The sequence below is a fragment of the Streptomyces sp. NPDC102514 genome (genome assembly GCF_055584525.1).
This window is the reverse complement of sequence record NZ_JBVJLW010000001.1, coordinates 101,423-125,503: the sequence shown is the minus strand read 5'-3', so window position 1 is coordinate 125,503 and position 24,081 is coordinate 101,423. Positions and strand designations below refer to the sequence as shown.

Genomic DNA, 24,081 nt, shown 5'->3' with positions numbered 1-24,081 from the left:
GAGTGACGTCGGACGGGCGTGGGGTCCAGGAGGCGGGGTTCAGGGGACGGGATTCAAGAGGCCGGGTCCAGGAGACGGGGCTCAGGAGGCGGTGGCGGCCCCGCGCTCGTGGTCCGTCAGCGGCGGGCCCGCGAGGTGCGGTTTCTTACGGCCGAGGCAGACCAGGGCGAGCATGTCGGGCATGAGGAGCCGGGACGGCGGCTTCTCCATGCTCATCACGTCCAGCAGGATGCGCAGGGCGCGAGGGTTCCGCGATCCGGCGTCGACCGCCCTGTCCACGAAGGCGGCCAGGGCCCTTTCGAGCCGGGTGGGCGGCTCGTCGCCGGCCCCCGGGTAGAACACGTCCTGGCCCACGGCCAGGCTCCAGGCGTTGTCGACGGGACGCGCCGCGCTCTTCTGGATGCGCCGGGCCGTGCCGGGCGCGCCGAGGTCCTGGCGTTCCAGGATGTGGCGCAGGGCGACGACGCTCTGCGCGGCGGCGCTGAGCCCGTGGCCGTAGACGGGGTTATAACCGGCGACCGCCTCACCGAGCACGGCGAAGCCGTCGGGCCAGCGCGCGGCCTTCTCGTAGTAGCGCCGCCGGTTGGCCGTGCTGCGGGTGGTGACGACGTCCGTCTCGGGCTCGGCGTCGGCGAGGAGTTCACCGATGACGGGGTGCGGCAGACCGAGCGCGAAGGGCACGAACTGCTCGTTGTCGGCGCTCGGCCGGCCTCCCCTGGTTCCGGCGAGCGTGACCAGCCAACGGCCGCCCTCGATGGGGGTGATGATGCCGCCCCTGCCGGGGTGTCGGCGGGGGTCGGCCTGGACGTTGACGATCGGGAAGCCGTCGGCGGTCGTGCCGGGGGCACGGTAGATCCGGCTGGCGTAACCGAAACCGGCGTCGACCGTGCGTTCCGGCACCGGCGGGAGCCCCAGGTCCCGCAGCCACCGGGGGGCCCGGCTGCCCCGGCCGCTGGCGTCGATCACCAGATCGGCCCGGAGCGTGCTCTCGGTGTCCGCCGACCGTATTCGTACGCCGGACACCCGGCGGGCGCCGCCTTCCAGGGACAGCAGTTCGGTCTCCTGGCGCAGGGTGACGCGGTCGTCCGCCAGCACGCGGTCGCGGATCACCGCGTCCAGCAGATCGCGGCTGCACAGAAGGTTGACGTGGCTGCCGTGGGTGAAGCGGCGGAACCACTGCCCCGAGGGGGCCTTGGACACCAGGTCGGCCATGACGGGTGTCCTGCGGGCGCCACGGTCGACGAGCCGGTCGACGACTCCCGGCAGCAGCTCCTCAAGTGCCTTGACCCCACCGGACCACAGGACGTGTGCGTGCCGGGCCTGTGGCAGGCCCTTGCGTGGCCGTGGGCCGTCCGGCAGCAGGTCCCGTTCGATGATCGTGACGTCCGCGTGGCCGGCGAGCACCGACGCGGCGAGCATGCCCGTCATGCCCCCTCCGACGACGATCGCGCGGCGCCGGGGGGTGGACTTCGTGTCGGACATGGGTGTGGGCCCTCTCTGTTGACCGGCGTCGGCGCATGACTGCGGCACGCGGGGCGCGCGGGTACGGGTGATCGCTGTGCGGAGCGCGGGAACCGGGATCTCCCCCGGTCCGGCCGCCCGTTGATCGAACCATGAGCGGTCCGGCCCACCGCCTCGGACCCGTCAGGCCCTGTCGCGGTCGTGGTCGTGATAGCGGGCACGGTCGCGGTCGCGGTCACCGGCAGGGTCGTGCGCGTGACCGTCGTGGCCGTGGCGTGCCGTGTGCCAGGCCGTCCACTGCCGCGCCGCCCGTAGCCGGGCCTCGGCGACGACGGGCGAGGACGACAGGGCCCGGGCCAGCTGCACCATCAGCTGGGGCTGCGCCACGGACCGCAACCGGCCCACGTCCGAGGGGAGTTCGGCGTCGGGGCCCACGGAGACATGCACCCTGGCCGCCGCGAGCATGGCCGCCTCGGCCACGATCTCCGCGTGGTCCAGCGCCACCGCCCTGTGGACCTCGTTGTCGAGGTAGGGCGAGCAGACCAGGACTCCGTCCAGGATCGTGATCTCCTGCTGGACCAGGCGTACCACGGGAAGATCCCACCAGTGGGTGTCGGCCACCGGTGCCCGCAGGTCGCGCAGTTCGAGCCAGAGCGGCCGCAGGAGCCGGCACCGCCGCCAGGCACGGAAGTTGTCCGCGGTGGAGGGGCCGACGCGCGGCAGCGCGAAACCGGCGGCGACGGTGACACCCGCGACCGCCACGAGGGGCGGCGAGAGGCTCGTGGAAAGGAAGTCCCAGTCGAGGCCGCCCCAACGGGCACCGATGGCAAGGTACTTGGCGATCTGGTACGACAGGTCGAAGAGCACGCCGACGACGATCAGTGTCAGGCCCTTGCGGGTGAGGTCCCGCACCTTCCGCAGCCAGGCCAGGCACATGCCCGCGAGGGCGGCGGTCGCCGCGGTGTGGGCCACCAGGTACAGCAGGATCATCTCGCGCATGTACGGCGTCCTGGCGTAGTACGTGTCCAGGTCCCGGGTCCGTTCCACGGGTACGTCGGCCAGGGCGAAGAGCGTGACGATCCCGATGATCACCAGCCCGTAGACGCCCACCACGAGACGGGACGCGCGGGCGACGCGCCCGGGCTCTCCGCCCCTCCAGGCGATCATCAGGACGAGGTAGCAGGCGCTGAGCGCGGACATCCCCGAATAGACCAGCGGCGCGGAGAAGTTGGCGATGCCGGTGAGGCCGTTGACGACGACGATGGTGGGCGGCGCGGACAGCATGCACACGAGCGCGCCGATGAGCAGGACCGAGATGCTCGCGGCCATCAGGGGGTCGCGCCAGGCTCCCCGCATGGCCGGCAGGTTGAGGACGGCCGTGACGAGAAGGATCACGCCGGGGATGTAGAAGACGACGTCCACGACTTCACCACCCTTCCGCGGCAACGGAAGGCGGTGCGGAGGTGGTTGTCGATCACGGGGTTCGAGTGGTCCGAGAGGTTCGAGAGGTTCATGTGGGGGACTTCTCGCCGTCCGCGGCCGGGACGGCGGTACCGCTCTCCCGGGCCGCCGCGACGATCGGGGACGACCGCAGCGCGACCGACACGCCGACGGGCGCGGTGCGCACCTCGCTGATCTCGGAGTGGTCGGGCAGGACGCGGGAGCCGGCGGGCAGGCCCCGGACGGCCGCGCGGACCGCGGCGGCGACCATCGCCGCATGGCCGATCCGGGCGGCCTCGTCGTCGGTGTGGCCCGCGGCGACCGCCGCGGCCCGCGCGCGCGTACGGACCCCGGTGTCGAACCACGGCGCCACGAGGCTCAGCCCGTCCTGGATGCCCGCCTCGCGCTGGGTGAGGCGGACCTGGGGCGAGGAGTACCACGGGATGGGGCCGGCGAGCGGTGTACGGGGCGAGGCGCGTCCGAGTTCGCGCCACAGGGAGCGGAGCTTGCGATGGGTCTTCGCCGCCCGCCAGTTGGAGACCGCCCAGGGACCCACGAGGGGCATCAGGAATCCGACGGTGGCGCACGGCGCGGACAGCGCGGAGAGCAGCGGCGCCAGGGTCGTACTGAGGGCTCCCCAGTCCTGACCGGCCCAGCGTGCGGCCACCGCGGCCAGTTTGAGGCCGCTGAAGGCCAGGTTCAGCAGCCAGCCGAGGACGAGGATCCACAGACCGGCCCGCAGCCAGCCGCTCACCTGGAGCGCCCAGCGCCAGCACAGCACCGTCGTGACGAGCGCGGCCGTCATGTGGGCGACCAGGTAGAGCACGATCATCTCGCGGATGAACGGGGTCGTCGCGTAGTAGGTGTCGAAGTCCGTGTGCCGGTCCACCGGGGCGTCGCCGAGGGCGAAGAGGACGACCAGCGTGACGACGACCAGCGCGTACCCGGCCTGCCAGCGCCGCGCGACACTGCGTACGTGCTCGGGCGGGCCCCCGCGCCAGTGGACGATGAGCAGCAGACAGGCTGCGCTGAAGGCGCTGATGATGCAGTACACCAGCGGGCTGGAGAAGTTGGCCGTGCCGGTGGCGTCGTTGACGGCGGTGATCGTGGGAGGCGCGGCGAAGAAGAAGCCCGCGCCGCCGAGAGCGATCACGAGGCAGACGGACCGGACGAGCGGGTCGCGCCAGTCCTTGATCAGGCCCGGCAGTTTGACGGCCAGGCCGATCAGCGTGGCGACGGCCGGTATGTAGTAGTCCGAGGAGTCCACCGCTCAGACCTGTGGCCGGCGCTGTCCCAGCGACGCCCCGATCCGGCCTGCGATCTTGCCCCGGTCCATGGCCGCACTGTCGGGTTCGCCCTCCAGCCAGATACGGAAGCGGGTGACCGCCAGCAGTCCGAACCGCTCGGCGTCCGCCTCCTCGCGCCGGTCGAACTCGGTGCGGGCGGCCACCTTGCGTACCGGCTCCTGCAGTTCGGGGAGTTCGGTGCCGGTCGAGACCATGTGGGCCGCCACCGCCTTGCCCACGACGTGGTTGCCGCAGTCCCCCTTGAGCATGTGCCACACCTCGTGGAAGAAGATCGCCAGCTGGTGCAGCGGCGTCGCCCGCTTGTCCACCACGATGAGGTCGTAGGCGGGGAGGTCGAGCCACAGACCGCTCGCGGTCTGGTGCGGGAACTCCTCCTTCACGAGCCGGACCTCACGGCCTCTCAGCTCGCTCACGGTCGTGACCAGCGCGGCGAACAGGACGTCGGGATCCGTGGGCACGGGCAGTGTCAGCCCGTCGACCAGCTGACCGATCAGATTCCGCATCTCTCTGGCTTTGCCTGTGCGCACTGCTCTCCCCGCGAACCTCAGCACGGGCTCCAGCGCGCCCAGCTAGGTAGGCAAATATGTCAAACCAAAGCCGAGTCGGCCACACCGATCGGGAAGAAGTACGCGGAAGGCAGCGATCTGAAATACCGAACAAACCCGACATGCACTGGTCTGGTCCTGGCGCATCCCTTGCGCTCACAGCCCCCTCCGGTCCGGCGGCGGAACGCCGGCCGACCGCCACGCCCGCCGGCCCGCCCGGCACGGTCGCCCTCCCCGGCCGGCATCGTCCCTGCTCGCAGGGGGTGTTCTCCGGCCGGACGCGATACGTGGCGAGCGCCGCCCCTTCCCCGAACCCGTGAAGTCCACGCTTCCGCGCCCTTCAGGACGGTCTTGATCCAGTCACTCGTCACCGCGTTGTGCCGCAGCTCACGGAGCGCACGGCTCCGGGCGCGGAACAAGCGGGAGCGGTCCGCCGTTCTTCTCTACGTGGCCGCGGAGGGGACAGTGTCCCCGGGCCTCACCCAAAGCCCATGGGGAAGATCGTTCGGCTGAAGCCCCATGGAGCCGTTCGCCGAGAGGCGACCGCCCTCCGCGGACACCGCACACGGCCCCGGTTGGTCTCCCCCGTCCAGCCGGGGCCTCCTGCTGGTCACGGCCCGCATGCGGGAAGGGCGGCCGGGCCTGCCTGCGCAGGTCCGACCGCCCTCCGTGAGGTGTGTACGGCAGTGCCGCTACCTCGACCTGCTGCTGATCCGGCGCAGGAGCACGAAGCCGGCGATCACCAGCAGTCCTCCGGCCGCCGCCGGCCACAGGCTCGTACCGGTTTCCGCGAGTCCGCCCGTCACCGTCTGCGGGGCGGCCACGCCGCCCGCGTCCTCGGGTTCGGGGCCGGGTACGGCACTGCCTGCGTCCGCGCCGCCCGTGGAGCCGGCGGCCTCGCTCTGGGTCGCCGACGGTGACGTGTCCGCCTTGGGCTCGGCGTTCCCCTTGCCCTGGTCGCCCTTGACCTGGTCGTCCTTGCCCTTGTCGGCGCCGCCCGCGGCCTCGGTGTTTCCGGCCGAGGGCTTGGCGGTGTTCTTGCCGCCGTTGTCCGCGGGGGTCTCGCTCTGACCGTTGTCCCCGGGCTCGTCGTCGCCGGGCTGCTCGGTACCAGGCTGCTCGGTACCGGGCTGCTCGTTGCCGGGCTCGTCGTCGCCCGGCTGCTCGTTGCCCTCGGTCGGGTCGGGGGCGGGAGTGGTCGCCGGCGGGTCGGTCGGCTCCTCGCCGCCACCGCCACCACCATTACCGCCGCCACCGCCACCGCCACCGCCGTTACCGCCGCCACCATTGCCGCCGTCGTCGGCGCCGTCGCACTTACGGCCCTCGTTGATGCAGTCCACCATGTCCTTCATCAGCGCCTCGTCGAAGACGTTGATGAAGTCGCCGTGGTCGGTGACCGGCTTGTGCAGCTGCTCGGGGAAGGAGTCCACCGCGAAGAACGGCTTCGACTTGCCGCCGTCGGCCACGCTCGGCGCGTCGACGTCGTAGACGATGCGCTGCACCAGCTGCGGAATGGCCTTGAAGTCGTTCGCGCAGCTGCCGTCGGCGGCCGCGAACGCCACGTGCGTGCGGTGGTTGGCGCTGTCGATGTTCCGGCCGTCCCAGCAGCTCTGGAACCTGAAGGTGCGGACCACGTCACTGCCCTGGGGGCAGAGGGGGTACTTGTCCTTCAGCTGCCGGTCCTCGAAGCCTGTGCAGCTCCACGACGCGTTGGCGTTGGTGGGGCCGTTGACGAACGCCTTGGCGTCGCCGGTGATGATGCGGAGCAGCTTCGGCATGGCCGTGACCTCGCCGCGCGGGCTGCCCTCGAACGACATCGTGGCCGCCTTGGGCTTGATGATCTCGCCGGCGTTGCCCTCGATGCCACCGCCCGGAGAGGCGGCGTCCTTCTCGTCGGCGCCGTTCTGCAGACGCAGCACGGGCCAGAAGTACGAGGACTTGTCGCCCTGGTCCTCGCAGGACGTCTCGGCGTTCGCCAGGTCCTCGTCGCTCGCGAAGGCGTCGTTGGACTGGTTGCCGACGTAGTCGTGGAAGTGGTGGGCGCCGTTGCTGACACCGGGAGCCACGATCACGTTGTCGGAGTTGAACAGCCCGTTCTCGTTCGTACCGCACTTGGTGACGAACGAGCCCTTGGAGGCGTTGCCCTGGGCGGCCGGCTTCGACACGTTCGGCTGGACGGTGGAGATGTCCACGAAGTCGGCTGCCACGGGGCCGTTTCCGGCCTGGCCGCCGTTGCCGGGAGGCTGTTCGCCCTGCCCCTGCTCGCCGCCCTGCTCCTGGCCCTGGCCGTCGCCCTGATTCTGGTCCTGGCCGTCCTGGCCCGCGCCGTCCTCGGCGTTGTCGCCCTGAGCGTCACCGTTCTCCTGGCCGTCCTGGCCGTTCTCCGGCTTGTCCTGGTTGCCGGAGGCGCGAAGTATGCAGGGCGCGAAGGCGTCCAGCCCTTCGGGGCGGTCGCCCACGGCGTCGATGGCCGCCACGATGCGCTCGATGGTCGCCGCTCGCTTGTCCTTGAGCGGATTCATGATCGAGTTCTGCGCGAAGGCCGCATCCTGCTTGATCGCGTCAGCGGAGCTCTGCAGCCGCTGATAGGCCTCGGCGATCTGCTTGTCCAGGAGGGCGAGTTGCTTGTCGACCTCCGTCTTGGACCCGTCCGGCACCGCGGCCAGCTCACTGCCCACATCCGGGCAGTCGATCGTGGCGGCACCCGAGGCAAGGACCTGGTCGGTCTGGCCCGAGGTGCTCTCGGAGGCAGTGGCGTAGACGTTCGCCGCTACCAGTCCGCCTCCTCCCAGCATCAGCGCGACCGCCCCGATGGTCGCGCGTCGTGCGCCTGTTGGGCGTCTGCGCGTGTTGCGTCCCAAGGATCTACTCCTACGCTTCGTTGCCGACGGGCATGGCAATCCCCCGCTTCATACGGAGATGAAGCTCCGAGTGTTCAGACACATCTCGGATTCATAGAAACCTCTCATGAACCAGACGTTTGCGAGACCCGTGTCCGGGCAATCACGTTTTCCTGCGGTCTGGTTGGGGAAGGGCATTCTGATGCGCTCCGCGAGGGCGCGACTGAGGGCGTTTCCACCGGTTTGCTCCGGTCGAGTCGCCGCTCGTGGCCCGCTTTTCCGTCGGCCACGGAAGAAATATGCCATCACCTTGCGCGGCGTACGCCCCTGTTGGCACGGCCGGGTCTGCGCCCGCTCCCACTGCCGTGCCCGTCGAACGGGTGTGAACGGGTGCGATCGGGCAGGCTCACGGGCCGCTGCGGGTGGGCGGTGCCGCCAGGTGCGCAACAGCGCGGCCGTCGTCCGACACGGCGATGCCGAGCAGCACGATCGCCGCCCGACGCGGAACGGCTCGGCGAAGCCTTTCGCCTGCGGCCCGGCGGGGGCTGATCGCGCGGCTCCTCGCACCCCTGCGAACGGGGGCGAGCAGCCCGGGTCGCGGGCACTCTGCCGTCGGCGGCGTCCGGACGCATGATGGAAGTGGACGCATTTACCCCGATTTGCGGCTAGCGCGTGCACGGAGGCCGTCATGCAAACCCCGGACCGCTACCGGCTGACCTTCACCCATGGGCGATCGGGCGGCGAGGCCGTCACGGACGAGGTGGTCGTGGAACGGACCACCTCCCTCGGGCCGGGCGGCAACCCGGTCTACTGCGACCCCACCGGCATCCTGCGCGCCGAGATCAGCCGGACGGGAGAGGTGCGGATGCTCGCCAGCGGCGGCCATCAGTCACCGCTCGCACCCTCCGCCGAGCCGCTGCCCTGAGTGCCCCGTTTGCGCCAGAGGTCTGGGCCACCTGGGCCGGACCTTCACGCGCCACACCAGGGGCGCCCCTCGCCTCCTGGCCCCCGGCAGTGTAGACATGAGCATATGGTCCGATTCTTGGGTCGATCCTGGGCCCGGTCGACCTCCCGCCCCAGCGGCCTGCGCGCGCGACGCAGGCGTGACCGCCCCGGCCGAACACACGGGCGGCGGACACCACAGGTACCCCACCGGCCGGCCGGTCGGCAGGGAGCGCAGGACGCCGGGCACCCGCCCGGATCCGCGGGCGCGCGGTCGGGGCTGGGCGGACGCAGCGTCGCAAGCCAGGTCTTCCTGCTGCAGGTGGCGATCGTGCTGCTGCTGGTCGTGGCCGCGGCCGGCGCCCTGGTCCTGCAGGTGCGCCACGACAGCACGACCGAGGCGCGGAACCGCTCCCTGGCCGTCGCCGAGACGTTCGCCAACGCTCCGGGCACCCGCGAGGCGCTGAGCGCCCCCGATCCCACGGCCGTGCTCCAGCCGCGCGCCGAGGCGGCCCGCGTGGGGTCCAAGGTCGACTTCGTCGTGGTGATGAACACCGACGGCATCCGCTACACCCACCCCAAGCCGGACCGGATCGGCAAGAAGTTCGTCGGAACCCTCGCTCCCGCGCTGGCGGGCACATCCTTCACCGAGGAGATCACCGGCACCCTCGGGCCGCTGGTGCAGGCCGTGGTGCCGATCAAGGCCGACGACGGCACGGTCGTGGGCCTGGTCTCGGCGGGCATCACGACCGAGAACGTGGGAGGGGTCGGGGACCGCCAGATGCCCCTGCTGCTGACCGCCGCGGCGGCGGCCCTGGCACTGGCCCTGGGCGGCACGGCGCTGGTGAGCAGACGGCTGCTGCGCCAGACCCACGGCCTCGGACCGTTCGAGATGACCCGGATGTACGAGCACCACGACGCGGTGCTGCACGCCGTCCGGGAGGGAGTGCTCATCGTCGGCGGCGAGGGCACGCTGCTGCTCGCCAACGACGAGGCACACCGCCTGCTGGACCTCCCGGAGGACGCCGAGGGCCGCCATGTCCTCGAACTCGGCCTGGACGCCGGCACCGGCGCCCTGCTGGCCTCGGGACACGTCGTCACCGACGAGGTGCGCCTGGTCGGAGACCGGCTGCTGGCCATCAACCAGCGGCCCACGGACCTCAAGGGCGGCCCGGCGGGCAGTGTCGCCACGCTCCGCGACTCGACCGAGCTGCGCGCCCTGTCCGGCAGGGCCGAGGTGGCCCGGGAACACCTCAAGCTCCTGTACGACGCCGGGGTGGGCATCGGTACGACCCTGGACGTGACCCGGACCGCCGAGGAACTGGCCGAGGTCGCCGTCCCACGGTTCGCGGACTTCGTCACGGTGGATCTGGCCGCGGCGGTACTGAGCGGCGAGGAACCGGACGCGGGCACCTCACTGCGCCGTACGGCGCTGAGCGGTATCCGCAAGGACGCTCCCCTGTACGCGGTGGGCGAGCGGATCGGGTTCATCGCCTCCACCCCGCAGGCGCAGAGCCTCGGCACCGGGGAGGCCGTGGTCGCGCCCGCGCTGAAGGAGGCGCACGGCTGGCTCGCCCAGGACCAGGAGCGCACCGCGCAGATCGTGGAGTACGGGATCCACTCGCTGATCACGGTCCCCCTGCGGGCGGGGAACCTGGTGATGGGGGTCGCGAACTTCTGGCGCTCCGAGAAGCCCGAGCCGTTCGACGAGGAGGAGCTGGCCCTCGCCGAGGAGCTGGTCGCGCGGGCCGCGGTCTCCATCGACAACGCGCGCCGCTACACCCGCGAGCACACCATGGCCGAGACCCTCCAGCGCAGCCTGCTGCCCCGCAATCTGCCCGAGCAGAGCGCCCTGGACATCTCCTACCGCTACCTTCCCGCGCAGGCGGGGGTGGGCGGCGACTGGTTCGACGTGCTGCCGCTGTCGGGGGCCCGGGTCGCGCTGGTCGTCGGCGACGTGGTGGGCCACGGCCTGCACGCTGCGGCCACCATGGGGCGGCTCCGCACGGCGGTGCACAACTTCTCCGCGCTCGATCTGCCGCCCGACGAGCTGCTGGGGCTCCTCGACGAACTCGTCGGCCGGATCGACCAGGACGAGGCGACGGAGGACGGCAGCGCCGCGATCACCGGTGCCACCTGCCTGTACGCCGTCTACGACCCGACCACCCGGCAGTGCATCGTGGCCCGGGCCGGCCACCCGCCGCCCGCGGTGGTCCGCCCGGACGGCAGTGTCGACTTCCCCGAGGTGCCCGCCGGGCCGCCGCTCGGTCTCGGCGGTCTCCCCTTCGAGACGGCCGAACTGAAACTGGAGGAGGGCAGCAGGCTCGTCCTCTACACGGACGGGCTCGTCGAGGACCGGGAACGGGACATCGACGTCGGTCTCGAACTCCTGCGGACCGCCCTGACCGGGGCAGAACGCTCCCCCGAGGACACCTGCCAGGCCGTCCTGGACGCCCTGCTGCCGCCCCGCCCCAGCGACGACATCGCGCTGATCGTCGCGGGCACCCGCGCGCTCGGTGCCGACCGCATCGCCGAGTGGCGGGTGCCGTCCGACCCGGCGGCCGTCGGCGAGATACGCGCCTCGGTCACCCGGCAGCTGACGGAGTGGGACCTGGACGACCTGGCGTTCACGACGGAGCTGATCCTCAGCGAACTGGTCACCAACGCGATCCGGTACGGCAACGGCCCCATCGAGGTCCGTATGCTGCTCGACCGCAGCCTGATCTGCGAGGTCTTCGACGGCAGCAACACCTCACCGCATCTGCGGTACGCGGCCTCGACGGACGAGGGCGGCCGGGGCCTGTTCCTCGTCGCCCAGCTCACCGAGCGCTGGGGCACCCGCTACACCCCCGCGGGCAAGGTCATCTGGACGGAACAGCCGCTCTCCTGAGACGAGCCCTCTCCCGTGCGGAACCGTCCACCGAGCGGTGTGCCGAACGACCGCTCACGGCTTGCCGTTTCCCTGGAGGCGCGCCAGGTCGTCGGGGCGTACCTGGATGACGAACAGCGCGACCAGGGCCGCGAAGAGGGCGAAGATCGCGGCGATGACGAAGGCGTGCGAGATGCCGGACGTCAGCACCTGGTCGCCCCACGGCGACGGGAGTTCGCCGGTCCTGCGGAACCGCAGGCGCTGGGCGGGGGTCGCCTGGGCCATGAACGCGCGGACCTGGTCGGCGGCCTCGTTGCGACTGGCCGTGCCGAAGACAGTGACCAGGACGGACAGGCCGAGCGAACCGCCCACCTGCTGGGTGGCGTTGAGGATTCCGGAGGCCGCTCCGGCCTCCTGCGGCGCCACGCCCGACACCGCCATGAGCGTCAGCGACACGAAGTTCAGCCCCATGCCGAAGCCGAAGACCAGCATGGGCCCGAGGATGCTGCCCGCGTAGGTGCTGTCGACCTCGGTCAGGGTCAGCCAGGCGAGGCCGACGGCCGACAGGACGGAGCCCACGGTCATGAACGGCTTGGGACCCCATCTGGGCAGCAGCTGCGAGGCGATCGCGGCGCCCACCGCGATGACGGCGCTGACCGGCAGGAAGGCGAGGCCGGCCCGCAGCGGGCTGAAGCCGAGGACGTTCTGCACGAAGAGCGTCAGGAAGAAGAACATGCCGAACATCGCCGCGGCCAGGCTCAGCATGATCGCGTAGACACCGGCGCGGTTGCGGTCGCGGAACATCCACAGCGGCGTGATGGGCTGCCTGGACCGGCTCTCGACGAAGATGAACGCGGCGAGGAACACCACGGCCGCGACGAAGGCCCCCACGGTCAGGCCGTCGCTCCAGCCCTCCTCCGAGGCGCGGATGAAGCCGTAGACGAGCAGCACCATGCCCACGGTGGAGGTGAGCGCGCCGAGGACGTCGAAGTGGCCCGGCATCCGTTCGGACTCCCGGATGTAGCGGGGCGTCGCGAGCGCGATGAGCAGGCCGATGGGGATGTTGACGAACAGGACCCAACGCCAGTCCAGCCACTCCACGAGCAGGCCGCCCGCGAGCAGGCCGATCGCGCTGCCGCCGGCCGAGACCGCGGCGAACACTCCGAACGCCCTGTTGCGCTCGGGGCCTTCGCGGAACGTGGTGGTGATCAGCGAGAGGGCCGTCGGGGAGGCGATGGCGCCGCCGACGCCCTGCAGGGAGCGTGCCGCGAGCAACTGCCAGGACTCCTGGGACAGTCCGCCGAGCAGGGAGGCGAGCACGAAGAGCAGTACGCCGAAGACGAAGACCCTGCGGCGGCCGAGGATGTCGCCGAGCCGGCCGCCGAGCAGGAGCAGCCCGCCGAACGTCAGCGTGTAGGCGTTCACCACCCACGACAGGTTCTCGGTCGAGAAGCCGAGCGAACTCTGGATGTGCGGGAGGGCGATGTTCACGATGGTGATGTCGAGGACCACCATCAACTGGCACGAGGCGATGACGAGGAGTGCGATTCCGCTGCCGTGGCCCCGCTCCGGGGACTTGGCAGTGTCGGAAGGTGTCGCGTGTGAGCCCGTCATGGGATCGGCCTGTGTTCTGGCGATGTCCGGTTCCGGACGACCGCTGTACCGACGTTAGCCCCGGGCTCCCGACCTCACCAGTCGATCACCAGGCCCCCGGGCGGCGCCCGGGACGGCCGCCGGAACGCGGGCTCTCAGGTGGTGCGTGGTGCCCTGCCCCGCTGGGTCCGGCACTCGCCCCGCTCAGTCCTCGCCCCTGACGATGTTCCCCTCCGGCTCCGCGGAAGTGCGGCGGGTGTCCCTGTCCGCTGTCGCCGGAAGGCAGAAGCGCACGCCTCCCACCCGGCGGCGGCGGGCCTGCGCCCACCCGGTCTCCGGGCGACGGACGATGTCCTGTGTGCTGCCGTACGCGGTCACGACCCCTCACATTCCTTCCGCACCCCGGTCCCCCTGAGGGCCGGGTCTGCGTCATGTTGCTGCCGTTTGTCGTCCACCGGTGCCGGGTCCCCAGCAGCGGTACCCGGAAACCCGGCCGCGTCCGGGCGGTGTCCGGGTCGCGTCCCCGCCGCGCCCGCCGGTCCCCCGTACGGGTGGAACCGGCGTCAGTGGCCGGTTCGGGGGTCCTGCTCGTGGGCCGGGTCCGCCGGCAGCGACGGGGGTCTCGCGTCGCGCTCGGCGTCGTGCTGGTCCAGCAGCGACAGCAGGTCCGCGACCGACAGGCCGGCGTCGGCCGGGTGGCGCAGGATCGTCCCCGGCTCGATGCGGTATTCGTTGCTGCGCCCCTGCCGGGTGTGGGTGAGATAGCCACCCTGCTCCAGATCGGAAATGATCTTCTGGACGGCACGCTCGGTCAGCCGGCAGCGCGCCGCGATGTCCCGGATGCGGGTGCTCTGGTTCTCGGCGATCGCGGCCAGCACCCGGGCGTGGTTGGTGAGGAACGTCCAGCCGATATGTGTCTCAGGTACTTCACCCATGGCCGCCAGCATACGACCTGCCATTCACGCAAACCAAAGGGTGAAAGAATTTTCATGCATCACTTGACGTGTGAAGGTTTGGGGGCGGAATCTGGAGGAGATAGTGACGGTGGATGCCCCGGGAGCGGCTGCCATGTCGGAACCAACGCTTCATGCCCAGGTCGGCGGTTCGTACACGGCCTCCCACGGAGGACCGTCCGGCCACGCGCGCGAGCACACCCCCACACCCGTGAAGAGCGAGACGCACCGCGCGGGTGAGCGGACGGCCGGCGTGGCGGCCGGCGAGATCGACAGGGACGCCTGCCCGGCGCTGTGGCACGAAGCACAGCACACGGGAGGAGAGTTCGTTGTCCGGTGACGCCACGGAGACCGTCGACATCATCGACGCCACCGACGCCGAGCAGAGTCTGCGCGTCGAGGTTCTCCAGCTGAGACGGGCCATGCGGACACGGCCGGTCATCGACCTGGCCCGCGGGATCCTGATGGCGTCCTTCGGGCTGGATCCCGAGGAGGCGTGGAGCGTACTCGTCACGGTCTCCCAGAACGCCAACATCAAGCTGTTCCACCTCGCCGAGGGCACGGTGGCCGCCGTCACGGGCGAGCCACTGCCCGAGGCCCTGCGGCAGCAGTTGTCCGCGGCGGTCGCCGAACTCGCCGCACGCCGCTCGGCGTCCCGGGAATCGGAGCCGTGAACGCGGGAGACGTCCCGGCGGACGTCGAGCCAGACGCTCCGGCAGGCACCTCACCCGGTGAACGGCCACGTGCCCCGTCGCCTCACAGCGCCGCCAGCACCTCCGCGCGGTAGTCGGTGTAGACCGCGCGCAGGGCGGGGGCCGGCCAGTTCGCCGGGAGGAGTTCGCCGGGCAGTACGGGGTCGGTGACCAGATGCCGTACGACGGCGGCGAACGCGGCGAACCGGTCGGCCGGGGCTGCGGTACGGGCCACGTGCGCCAGCAGGGAGTCGGCGGTGTCGGCCCAGCCGTCGAGCGGCCAGAGACTCGCGGCCAGCGTGAGCGAAGGCCGCTCCGGCCGGGCGGTGAACCGCTCGGTGAGGTCGGTCAGGCTTTCGGGCCACGCCCGCCGGAGGTTGGCCGGCCGCAGCCACACCCCCTCCCGCAGTTCCGCCAGGCGCAGGCCGGACAACTCGGCGCGCAGTTCGGCCCGTTCGGCCGGACCACGGCCGGTGGCGGTGACGACGACCGTCTCCCACGTACCGTCCCAGTCCCGGGTCCTGGGGTGCACGGCCTCGTCCTGGCGGCGCTGCCGTTCCAGCAGCCGTTCGCTGAGCCGGTAGACGCCGTCGGCGCGCCGCAGGTCGCCCGCCGTCACCATCCGGCTGAGGGCGGCCCGCAGTGTGGAGTCCGCGATACCGAAGGGCTCCACGCTGCGGATCAGGTCCCGCACCGGAAGCTCGGGAGGGTGGACGCCCAGCAGGAGGCTCAGGACGACCGATCGTGCGGACAGCGGGCGCAGTCCGGGGTCGGCCGGTGACCGGGGCTCGTTCATCCGCATGGACGGCATTGTGCCCGGTGGGGTGAACCTGGTCGCGACGGCGGCCGGGCAGCGAGGGTGTTACACCATTGCTGCGACCGCAGACATAGTGCAACACTGCGAACATGGTCCCGATACTCGCGCCGGAACAGTCCGCCACGCACGACGTCACCAACCAGGCCCCCTCGCTGGCTCCGTACGACGCGGCCGACGACGCGGCCCTGCTGGAAGGGCTCCGCCGCGAGGGTGCGGGCTGGGCCGAGGAGGACATCCGCAGGCTGGGCCGTATGGCGGGCGGCGAGGAGGCCCAGGAGTGGGGCGAGTCGGCCGACCGCCATGAGCCGGAACTGCGTACGCACGACCGTTTCGGCAACCGGATCGACGAGGTCGAGTTCCATCCCGCCTGGCACCGGCTGCTGGGCACCGCGGTGGCCGAGGGACTGGCCGCCGCGCCCTGGGCCGACGACCGGCCCGGCGCCCATGTGGTCCGCACGGCCGGCGGACTGGCATGGGGGCACACCGACGCGGGACACGGCTGCCCCACCTCGATGACCTACGCGGCCGTACCCGCCCTGCGCAAACAGCCCGAACTGGCCGCGGTGTACGAGCCCCTGCTGGTGAGCCGCGTCTACGAACCGGGGCTGCGTGTCCCGGCGGAGAAGCGCGGACTGCTGGCGGGCATGGGCATGACCGAGAAGCAGGGCGGCTCGGACGTCCGCACCAATACGACGGCCGCCACGCCGACCGCGGAGCCCGGTGTCCACACCCTGCGCGGCCACAAGTGGTTCACGTCCGCCCCGATGTGCGACGTGTTCCTGGTCCTCGCCCAGGCACCGGGCGGTCTGTCCTGTTTCCTCGTGCCGCGGATCCTGCCCGACGGCAGCCGCAACACCTTCCGCATCCAGCGGCTCAAGGACAAGCTGGGCAACCGCTCGAACGCGTCCTCGGAACCGGAGTTCGACAACACCGTCGCCTGGCTCGTCGGCCCCGAGGGGCAGGGCGTCAAGACGATCATCGAGATGGTCAACTGCACCCGGCTCGACTGCGTGATGATGAGCGCGACGCTGATGCGCAAGACCCTCGTGGAGGCCGGCCACCACACCAGGCACCGGAGTGCGTTCGGTGCGCCGCTGATCGACCAGCCGCTCATGCGCAACGTACTGGCCGACCTCGCGCTGGAGTCGGAGGCCGCCACGACACTCACACTGCGGCTCGCCGGCGCCGCCGACCGGGCGATCCGCGGCGACGCCCAGGAGGCGGCCTTCCGCCGGATCGCGACCGCCGTCGGCAAGTACTGGGTGACCAAGCGCGGCCCGGCGTTCACGGCCGAGGCGCTGGAGTGCCTGGGCGGCAACGGCTATGTGGAGGAGTCGGGCATGCCCCGCCACTACCGCGAGGCCCCGCTGCTCTCCATCTGGGAGGGGTCGGGGAACGTCAACGCCCTCGATGTGCTGCGGGCCCTCGGCCGGGCGCCCGAGACCGGCGAGGCGCTGTTCGCGGAGCTGGCCCTGGCACGCGGCGCCGACGCCCGGCTGGACGCGGCCGTCGTCCGGCTCAAGGACCGACTGCGCGACCTGCGCGACCCCGAGACGGGCGCCCGCCGGCTGGTGGAGCTGATGGCGCTGGCACTGCAGGGCTCCCTCCTGGTCCGGCACGCACCGGCAGCGGTCGCCGACGCCTTCTGCGCGACCCGGCTCGGCGGCGACTGGGGACACTCCTTCGGCACCCTTCCCACCGGTTCGGACCTGACCGCGATCCTCGACCGTGCCCTGCCCGACACCGCCGCACTGGGTTAGGCGCGAGCACGCCGGCGCCGGGCGGGGATCATGCTGAACGCCCCTGTCGGCGGGCGCGTATGACTTCCCGGAACCGCTCCCACAGCAGGGGCGGCAGGTGCGTGCACACCGGGAAGAGACGAGGGATCGATGACCGAACAGCGTTACCACGTCATGGGGATGACCTGCGGCCGCTGCGCCGACAAGCTCGGGTCCGAGGTCGGCGGAGTACTCGGGGTGAACGGCGTGCACGTCGACCTCGACACCGGGTCGGTGACCGTGACGGGTGAGGCGTTCGACGGCTCGAAGGTCTGCGCGGCCATCGCGGGAGCCGGCTTCGAGGTCGCCGCCGTGCTCTGACCCTGCCTGCCGCACGCCCGGCGCGCCCTGTCCAGCCGAAAAGATGCCTTTCATCCTAACGAAGGGCACATCCGGACGGACCGCACGAGCCGGGCTCCGCGTCCACTAACTTCCCTTCCCTGCGCATGCGCCCGCACATCAGGGCGCGTCAGGGACAGAGGAGCGACGTGGCCGGAGTGAGCCTCCCGGAACATCCGTACGACCGCACGGAGGCGACCCGGCTGCTGTGCGCCGGCACGTATCAGGACGCCGCCTTCCGACGGCGGGTCATCGACGAACTGGTGGTCCACCAGGAGCGTCCCGTGGCCCCGCCGCTGGGGGTCGACGTGCTTCCCGTGCTGGCGCACGCCGTGCGGATCACACGGCAGGAGTCCCGTACCGCGGGGCTGATGCTGGCCGCCTGGCTGGGTTTCCTGCTGTCCGACGTGGTGATGTTCTGGGACAGCGTCTCCGACCGCTGGGGCATCGGGGCCGAGGTCGGCATCGGTGACGTGTTCACCGCGTTCTACGCGGGCGACGACAGGCTGACCGCCGGAATGCCCATGCCGTGGTCGCAGTTCTACGCACTCGTCGCCCTCGGCCTCTGGTTCGCCCACTCCGTGCGCGCGCAGGGCGCCGACGGCCGCCAGGCGGGCCTCCCCGCTCCGGTGGCGAAGGCCGCCGCCGGGTTCGGCGTCGCGGTGACCCTGTGCGCCGCGCTGTTCGCCGCCTTCTACTGGTGCTGGTTCGTGGCCGGGGTCCTGGACGGTGACGTACAGACGCCCTACCCGCTGCTCTTCCCGCTGCTCATCGCCCTGATCGCCTGGTGGCACGAGACCACCCAGCGCAGGGCCCTGTGCCGCTGGCTGTCCCGCTGGACCTTCCGGACGACGCCTCAACCGGAGCTGCCCGCGGGCCCGTTGTACGAGGACCTGGTCGGCAGCATCCGCCGCGAGCAGACGGCCGCACTGACCCTGTACGAGCCGGACAGTCCCTTCGTCGGGATGGGCGCGCGCCGCCAGGACTGGTCCTTCGCGATGGAACTGCGCAAGCGCTCCGCTCCGCCGAACGGGTCCGACGCACCGGACACCGGCTCCCCCTCCCCCGACGGCCCGCTCATTCCGCACCAGAACCACGGCCCGCTCACCGCCGAGGGCGCGCTCGCCATGATCGAGCCGCAGCTGGTGCGGCTGCGCGAGGCCGCCGCGCTCACCGGGAAGGACCGGCTGCGCGAGCTGGAGGTCGACCGCTTCGTCTATGTGCCGGGCGGTGTCGGCCGCGACGAACTGCTGCGCCTCGGCGGCAGCGACGACGTGCACGCCGTACAGGCGGACGGACAGCGCGACGGTGACGGCCGGACCGTCTACGACCCCGCCCAGGTCGCCGCCCATCTCGCGGAGGCCGTGGACGAGGGCGGCGAGGGGCGGCGCGTCTTCCTCCGCGTCCGCATCGGCGCCTGGCACGAGCAGGTCGTGGTGACCGTCCTGGTCCGGGTGCACACCCAGGGCGGCATGCTCGTTATGGAGGTCGTCCCGTACGTGCTCGGGCCGGTCCGCAAGGACTTCAGGAGCGTGGACACCCTCGTGGACCGGCTGCCCGAGACCTGGGCGGCCGGTGCCGTACGCGCCCTCGGACACGGGCCCGCGACCGGTGTGAGCACCGCTCTCGGCGCGCTGCGGACCCTCACCAGGGAGATCGGCACCGGTTGGTCCGACCGGGAGACGGACCCCGACGTGCCGCGTGTCTCGCTGCGCCAACTGGCCAGCACGAACGGCCTTTCGCCGTATCAGGAGATGGACGTCACCCGGTACATCAAGACGGTCCAGGAACGCATCGTGAACGGCATGCGCGAGGCGCTGCAGTCCCACGGCTACCGCACCGACCAGTTCGAGCAGCACGTCTACCAGCTCAGTGGCGGAAGCGTCTTCGTCCAGGAGATGTCCGGCGGCGCCGTCGCCACGGGCCGGCACGGCCACGCGACCGCGCACAGCAACACCACCGCTGCGGCGAACGGCACACCGCCGCGCACCGGCGCCTAGCCACCGAATCCCGAACCCGTACACCGGCCCCGAGGAACCAGCACATGAACGACACAGGACAGCCCACCGGCGGCCGGCCCGCGCAGGACAGCGGATCCGGCGGTGTGAACATCGGCTCCATGAGCGGCGGTTCGATCGCCACCGGCAGCCACGGGCACGCGACGTCCGTCAACCACACCGCGGCCGAGGCCGTCCTGCCGCACGAGGAACTGCTGCAGGCGGTTCGCGCCCTCCGCGCGGCCCTGCCCGTCCGGGAGCGCAGCGCCGAGGACATGTCCCTCGACGGCGAACTGGCGGACGCGGAGAGCGAGATCGTCCGCTCCGGAGCGGCTCCCCCGGAGCGCCTCACCCGGCTGCTGGTGAGCGTACGGGGCTGGCTCGGCTCGCAGGCCGCGGCCGCGGGGGCGGTCGCCTCGGCCACCGCCGTCGTCCAGGGCATCGCCCAGTTGCTCGGATGACGGGCCCGACGGTGACAGGCAGGACCCGCGGCATGCGGGTGTTCGACACCGAGCGGCAGGAGTGGGGCGGGTCCCGGCGCGAACGCCTCTTCCACCCCGACCAGTACCTCGACGTACGACGGCAGAAGGTCGTCCGGCGGAAGACGGCGATCGTCCTCGCGGTGGCCGGTCTCACCTTCGGCGTCTGGGCCCTGGCCTGGAAGGACGAGCCGGAGCCCTACCGGAACTTCACCGCCGCCCGGTCGGACACCAAGAAGGGCTCCTCGGACGGGTCCGGCGACGGGTCCGAGAACGGCTCCGGGGGCGGCTCGCCGTCGGCACAGCCCTCCGCCGCCCTGCCCGCGGGCTATGAGCCCTGGCAGGACGACGAGGGGTTCCGGGTGGCGCTTCCGACGGGCTGGGAGCGCGACAGCAGGTCGTCGCAGTTCGGCATCGACGTGGTCGACTACCGCAGCCCGGACGGCACCCGGCGGCTCCAGGTGTTCCAGCTGATGGAGACCTCCCCGTACGAGTCCTTGCAGGTCGCGCAGGTGGAGGCGCAGAAGCTCGACGGGTACGAGGCGGTCTCCCTCGAAGAGGTACCCGGCGGTGAGGGACAGGCCGCCGAGCACGAGTACCGGGCGGACGAGATCGCGGGCGAGCAGGGCGGCGGAACCCGGCACGTGATCGACCACCGCTTCGAGGCCGCGGACGGCGAACGGTACGCGTTGGTCGCGTACGGCTCGGACGCCGACGGGCCGGACGACGAGCGGGAACTCGTGGACACGGCGCTGCGCTGGTTCTGCCCGCCGGGCACGCAGTGCGACACACCTGCCGGCTGACGACCCGCCGCTCGTCCACCCCGGCGGGTCGGCGCGGACCTCAGGAGGGCGCCGCGGTCGTGCCCCGCACTTCGAGGACGGGCGGGCTGAGGACGACCTGGCCCGGGCGGGCCGGGTCGGCGATCCGGTCGAGCAGGCACTGCGCGGCGCGGCGGCCGACGTCGTGGCCCGCGCTGTCCACGGTGGTGAGCCAGAGGTGGCGCAGCCGGGCGAGGTAGGTGTTGTCGTACCCCACGAGCGAGAGGTCGCGGGGCACCTGGAGGCCCAGTTCCTCGGCGGCGGACAGCGCGCCGACGCAGGCGATGTCGTTGAAGGCGAACACGGCGGTCGGCCGCCGTTCCGCGCTGAGCAGCCGGACCGTGGCCCGGTAGCCGCCCTCCTCGGTGAGGTCGCCCTGTGCCACGACGGCCGTGTCGCCCAGCCCGTGTTCGCGCATGACGGCTTCGAAGCTGCGGCGGCGCAGTTCACCGACCATCCCCTGCCCGGCGATGTGGGCGATGTGCCGGTGGCCGAGCCCGATGAGGTGTTCGGTGGCGAGGCGGGCGCCGTACTCGTCGTCGTTGGCGACGATGTCCGCGCGGGGCAGCACCGGCTCACGTGCGCCCGCGACGACGGTCGGCAGCCGCCCGGCCGCCGCACGCAGCATCTCCGGGCCGGGCAGTGTGCCGACGGCGATGAGTCCGTCGACCCGCAGGTCGGTGAACATCCGGGTGAGGTCCTCGCCGAGCCGCCGGTTCAGATGGCCGTCGGCCAGCAGCATGTGCAGGCCGTGGGCGTCCAGCAGGGAGTTGAGGCCGTCCAGCAGTTCCACGAACCAGGGGTTGCGCATGTCGTTCAGGAGCACGCCCACCATGGGGGTGCCCCCTGACCGGGCATGGTCGAGGGCCTGCGGACGGGCGCGCCGCTCGCTGAGGCTGCGCGCGGCGGCGTTGGGCCGGTAGCCGAGCTCCTCCACGGCGGCCAGGACGGCCGTCCGCTTCTCGGGGCGCACCCGGTCGGAGCCGCGCAGCACGAGGGAGACCAGGGACTTCGACACTCCGGCCCGTTCGGCCACATCACGGATCGTCGGCGGTCTCATGAATTGGACCGTTCCACAGGCACCGCCGGAAAGTCAAAGGGGTTGACACCTGCTGTGACGAACTCCAGTGTGATCGGAAACGGTCCTGGACCGATCCAAAAGCAGTCCACACCCAAAACAGTGCACAGCAGGCAGTGCACAACCGATCCGAAGAGGAACAGTCATGGGGAGTACGCTCGGCGTCGCCGTCGTGGGGTTCGGCTGGATGGGGCGGGTGCACACCCAGGCGTACGCGCGCGTGCCGCACCACTTCCCGGGACTGTCCGTACGACCGGAACTGATCGCGGTCGCCGACGAGGTGCCCGGCCGGGCCGAGGAGGCCGCCGCCCAGTACGGCTTCGCCACGGCGGCCCGGGACTGGCGTGAGATCGCCGCCGATCCCCGGGTCCAGGCGGTGAGCGTCGCCGCGCCGAACTTCCTGCACCGCGAGATCGGCGTCGCCATGGCCGAGGCGGGCAAGCACCTCTGGATCGAGAAGCCGGTCGGTCTCACCGCCGACGACGCGCGGGCCGTCGCGGGCGCCGTCGCCAAGACGGGCGTCCAGGGCACGGTCGGCTTCAACTACCGCAACGCGCCCGCCGTCGCCGCCGCCCGCGAACTCGTCGCCGCGGGCGAGATCGGCACCGTCACGCACGTCCGCATCCGCCTCTTCAGCGACTACGCGGCCCATCCCGAGGGCGCCCTGACCTGGCGTTACGAGCGTGAGCGCGGCGGCAGCGGAGTCCTCGGCGACCTCGCTTCGCACGGCGTGGACCTGGCCCGCTTCCTGCTGGGCGAGATCGCGTCGCTGACCGCCGACACGGCCGTCTTCGTCCCCGAGCGGGCCCGGCCCACGGGTGCCACCGCCGGCCACATCCGGTCCACCGGCGGCGAGTTGGGGCCGGTGGAGAACGAGGACTACGTGTCCTGTCTGCTGCGCTTCGCCTCCGGCGCCCGTGGTGTCCTGGAGGCCTGCCGGGTCTCGGTCGGCGAGCAGAACAACTACGGCTTCGAGATCCACGGCACCAAGGGCGCGGTCTCGTGGGACTTCCGTCGTATGGGTGAACTGGGTGTCAGCCGCGGCACGTCGTTCCAGGACCAGCCGGTCAGCACGCTGTACGTCGGCCCGGGACACGGCGAGTACGCGGCGTTCCAGCCGGGCTCGGCCAACAGCATGGGCTACGACGACCTGAAGGTCATCGAGGCGCACAACTTCCTGCGCTCCATCACCGAGGGCACGCCGTACGGGGCCACGCTGGAGGACGCCGTGCACAGCGCAACTGCCCTGGACGCCATGGCCCGTTCCGCCGAGCACGGCACCTGGGTGAGTCCGGGGAACTGAGTCTGGCATAGTCCCGCGGTACGTGCCGACACGCGCCGTGGGGCCACCGGATCATCAGTAGGATTGCCTGCTCATGGACACACGCCAGGTGAACGAGATGATCGCTGTCCCGCCGGGACAGGTCACACTGTCGGACCGGCGGACACGGCGCAGTTGGTCGGTCGAGCTCGCGCCCTACCGGCTCGGGGCCTTCCCGGTCACGCAGGCGCTGTACGCGCGGGTCGCGGGCATGTGGCCGAGCAGCGCCGACGGGGAGCAGTTACCCGTCGAGGGGGTCTCGTGGTGGGACGCGGTCCGCTTCTGCAACGCCCTGTCGCTGCGGGAGGGGCTGACACCGGCCTACGCCATCCGTTCGGACGGCGGGGGCGTCGAGTCGGAGATCGACTGGGACAGGGCCGCGGACGGCTACCGGCTGCCCACGGAGGCGGAGTGGGAGCACGGCTGCCGTGCGGGTACGCCCGGGCCGCGGTACGGGCCGCTCGACGAGATCGCCTGGTACCGCGACAACTCCCAGGAACGCGTCCACGACGTGGGCGGCAAGCGGCCCAACCAGTGGGGTCTGCACGACATGCTGGGCAACGTGTGGGACTGGTGCTGGGACGTCTACGACGCGGAGGTGTACGGGGGGTACCGGGTGTTGCGCGGGGGCGGATGGTTCGACGAACACTGGAGTGTCCGCGCCGGCGCGCGGCGCCGCAGCCATCCGGGCTACCAGGTCGACGACGTGGGCTTCCGGGTCGCCCGATCCGTACGCTGAGCCGTCCGGCGGGTGGGGGTGGTGTGTCGGGTGCGGGCCGGTGGGGGCCGGCCGCGCCGTTCCCCGCGCC

21 protein-coding genes are annotated in these 24,081 nt (G+C 71.7%); 11 read left to right on the top strand and 10 right to left on the bottom strand.

The window, feature by feature from the left end; all coding sequences use genetic code 11:
• Window positions 1-81: 81 nt before the first annotated feature.
• From ACZ60E_RS00565 to ACZ60E_RS00545, 5 genes are all read right to left on the bottom strand, one after another.
• Window positions 82-1,482: an FAD-dependent oxidoreductase gene (locus tag ACZ60E_RS00565; RefSeq protein WP_469436546.1), complete on the bottom strand. Its 1,401-nt coding sequence runs from the start codon at window positions 1,480-1,482 to the stop codon at window positions 82-84.
• A 162-nt stretch (window positions 1,483-1,644) separates the two neighbouring features.
• Window positions 1,645-2,883 (bottom strand): DUF6545 domain-containing protein, encoded by a 1,239-nt coding sequence (locus tag ACZ60E_RS00560; RefSeq protein WP_469436544.1) that lies wholly within the window; start codon window positions 2,881-2,883, stop codon window positions 1,645-1,647.
• A gap of 88 nt (window positions 2,884-2,971) precedes the next feature.
• Window positions 2,972-4,168 carry an MAB_1171c family putative transporter gene (locus ACZ60E_RS00555; protein ID WP_453792162.1) on the bottom strand — a complete coding sequence of 399 codons (1,197 nt, stop codon included), beginning with the start codon at window positions 4,166-4,168 and terminating at the stop codon, window positions 2,972-2,974.
• Between the two features lie 3 nt (window positions 4,169-4,171).
• Window positions 4,172-4,711, bottom strand: a complete 540-nt coding sequence (locus tag ACZ60E_RS00550) for a toxin-antitoxin system, toxin component (protein ID WP_469436542.1) — start codon at window positions 4,709-4,711, stop codon at window positions 4,172-4,174.
• A 734-nt stretch (window positions 4,712-5,445) separates the two neighbouring features.
• Complete coding sequence (locus ACZ60E_RS00545; protein WP_469438278.1) at window positions 5,446-7,548, bottom strand: DUF1996 domain-containing protein; 2,103 nt, start codon at window positions 7,546-7,548, stop codon at window positions 5,446-5,448.
• 733 nt (window positions 7,549-8,281) lie between these two features.
• Between ACZ60E_RS00545 and ACZ60E_RS00540 the strand changes: the two genes are divergently transcribed.
• The gene (locus ACZ60E_RS00540; protein ID WP_385833645.1) at window positions 8,282-8,518 is read left to right on the top strand and encodes a DUF6296 family protein; all 237 of its coding nucleotides are present in this window, start codon (window positions 8,282-8,284) and stop codon (window positions 8,516-8,518) included.
• A 105-nt stretch (window positions 8,519-8,623) separates the two neighbouring features.
• Window positions 8,624-11,425 (top strand): SpoIIE family protein phosphatase, encoded by a 2,802-nt coding sequence (locus ACZ60E_RS00535; RefSeq protein WP_469436537.1) that lies wholly within the window; start codon window positions 8,624-8,626, stop codon window positions 11,423-11,425.
• 54 nt (window positions 11,426-11,479) lie between these two features.
• Here ACZ60E_RS00535 and ACZ60E_RS00530 read toward each other — a convergent pair whose 3' ends face one another.
• The 3 genes from ACZ60E_RS00530 to ACZ60E_RS00520 all read right to left on the bottom strand — a co-directional run bounded on the left by ACZ60E_RS00530 (window position 11,480) and on the right by ACZ60E_RS00520 (window position 13,932).
• Window positions 11,480-13,018, bottom strand: a complete 1,539-nt coding sequence (locus ACZ60E_RS00530) for an MFS transporter (RefSeq protein WP_384802984.1) — start codon at window positions 13,016-13,018, stop codon at window positions 11,480-11,482.
• A 183-nt stretch (window positions 13,019-13,201) separates the two neighbouring features.
• A complete protein-coding gene (locus tag ACZ60E_RS00525) occupies window positions 13,202-13,375 on the bottom strand; it encodes a hypothetical protein (protein WP_384802987.1) in 174 nt (57 codons plus the stop codon).
• Between the two features lie 185 nt (window positions 13,376-13,560).
• The gene (locus ACZ60E_RS00520) at window positions 13,561-13,932 is read right to left on the bottom strand and encodes a helix-turn-helix transcriptional regulator (RefSeq protein WP_469436532.1); all 372 of its coding nucleotides are present in this window, start codon (window positions 13,930-13,932) and stop codon (window positions 13,561-13,563) included.
• A gap of 133 nt (window positions 13,933-14,065) precedes the next feature.
• On the opposite strand from ACZ60E_RS00520, the gene ACZ60E_RS00515 reads away from it, so the two are divergent.
• Window positions 14,066-14,290: a hypothetical protein gene (locus ACZ60E_RS00515; RefSeq protein WP_469436529.1), complete on the top strand. Its 225-nt coding sequence runs from the start codon at window positions 14,066-14,068 to the stop codon at window positions 14,288-14,290.
• Entirely contained in the window at window positions 14,280-14,624 is a 345-nt protein-coding gene (locus ACZ60E_RS00510; protein WP_469436527.1) for an ANTAR domain-containing protein, read from the top strand. Before ACZ60E_RS00515 ends, ACZ60E_RS00510 begins: the two co-directional genes overlap by 11 nt.
• 82 nt (window positions 14,625-14,706) lie before the next feature.
• Here the strand turns inward: ACZ60E_RS00510 and ACZ60E_RS00505 are convergent, their stop codons facing one another.
• Window positions 14,707-15,444, bottom strand: a complete 738-nt coding sequence (locus ACZ60E_RS00505; RefSeq protein WP_469436525.1) for a PaaX family transcriptional regulator C-terminal domain-containing protein — start codon at window positions 15,442-15,444, stop codon at window positions 14,707-14,709.
• A gap of 104 nt (window positions 15,445-15,548) precedes the next feature.
• On the opposite strand from ACZ60E_RS00505, the gene ACZ60E_RS00500 reads away from it, so the two are divergent.
• The 5 genes from ACZ60E_RS00500 to ACZ60E_RS00480 all read left to right on the top strand — a co-directional run bounded on the left by ACZ60E_RS00500 (window position 15,549) and on the right by ACZ60E_RS00480 (window position 20,855).
• Window positions 15,549-17,219, top strand: coding sequence for an acyl-CoA dehydrogenase family protein (locus ACZ60E_RS00500; RefSeq protein ID WP_469436522.1), 1,671 nt, complete (start codon window positions 15,549-15,551; stop codon window positions 17,217-17,219).
• 129 nt (window positions 17,220-17,348) lie between these two features.
• Complete coding sequence (locus ACZ60E_RS00495; protein WP_453792168.1) at window positions 17,349-17,558, top strand: heavy-metal-associated domain-containing protein; 210 nt, start codon at window positions 17,349-17,351, stop codon at window positions 17,556-17,558.
• Window positions 17,559-17,725: 167 nt separating this feature from the next.
• A complete protein-coding gene (locus tag ACZ60E_RS00490) occupies window positions 17,726-19,576 on the top strand; it encodes a hypothetical protein (protein WP_469436520.1) in 1,851 nt (616 codons plus the stop codon).
• A 44-nt stretch (window positions 19,577-19,620) separates the two neighbouring features.
• The gene (locus ACZ60E_RS00485; RefSeq protein ID WP_469436516.1) at window positions 19,621-20,034 is read left to right on the top strand and encodes a hypothetical protein; all 414 of its coding nucleotides are present in this window, start codon (window positions 19,621-19,623) and stop codon (window positions 20,032-20,034) included.
• Window positions 20,035-20,066: 32 nt separating this feature from the next.
• On the top strand, window positions 20,067-20,855 hold the full coding sequence (locus ACZ60E_RS00480) for a hypothetical protein (protein WP_469436514.1): 789 nt from the start codon (window positions 20,067-20,069) through the stop codon (window positions 20,853-20,855).
• 40 nt (window positions 20,856-20,895) lie between these two features.
• On the opposite strand, the gene ACZ60E_RS00475 is transcribed toward ACZ60E_RS00480, so the two are convergent.
• Window positions 20,896-21,933 carry a LacI family DNA-binding transcriptional regulator gene (locus ACZ60E_RS00475; RefSeq protein WP_384803014.1) on the bottom strand — a complete coding sequence of 346 codons (1,038 nt, stop codon included), beginning with the start codon at window positions 21,931-21,933 and terminating at the stop codon, window positions 20,896-20,898.
• Window positions 21,934-22,096: 163 nt separating this feature from the next.
• Here ACZ60E_RS00475 and ACZ60E_RS00470 point away from each other — a divergent pair, with 163 nt between their 5' ends.
• On the top strand, window positions 22,097-23,254 hold the full coding sequence (locus ACZ60E_RS00470) for a Gfo/Idh/MocA family protein (RefSeq protein WP_469436509.1): 1,158 nt from the start codon (window positions 22,097-22,099) through the stop codon (window positions 23,252-23,254).
• 73 nt (window positions 23,255-23,327) lie between these two features.
• Entirely contained in the window at window positions 23,328-24,011 is a 684-nt protein-coding gene (locus ACZ60E_RS00465; RefSeq protein ID WP_384803019.1) for a formylglycine-generating enzyme family protein, read from the top strand.
• Window positions 24,012-24,081 lie beyond the last annotated feature (70 nt).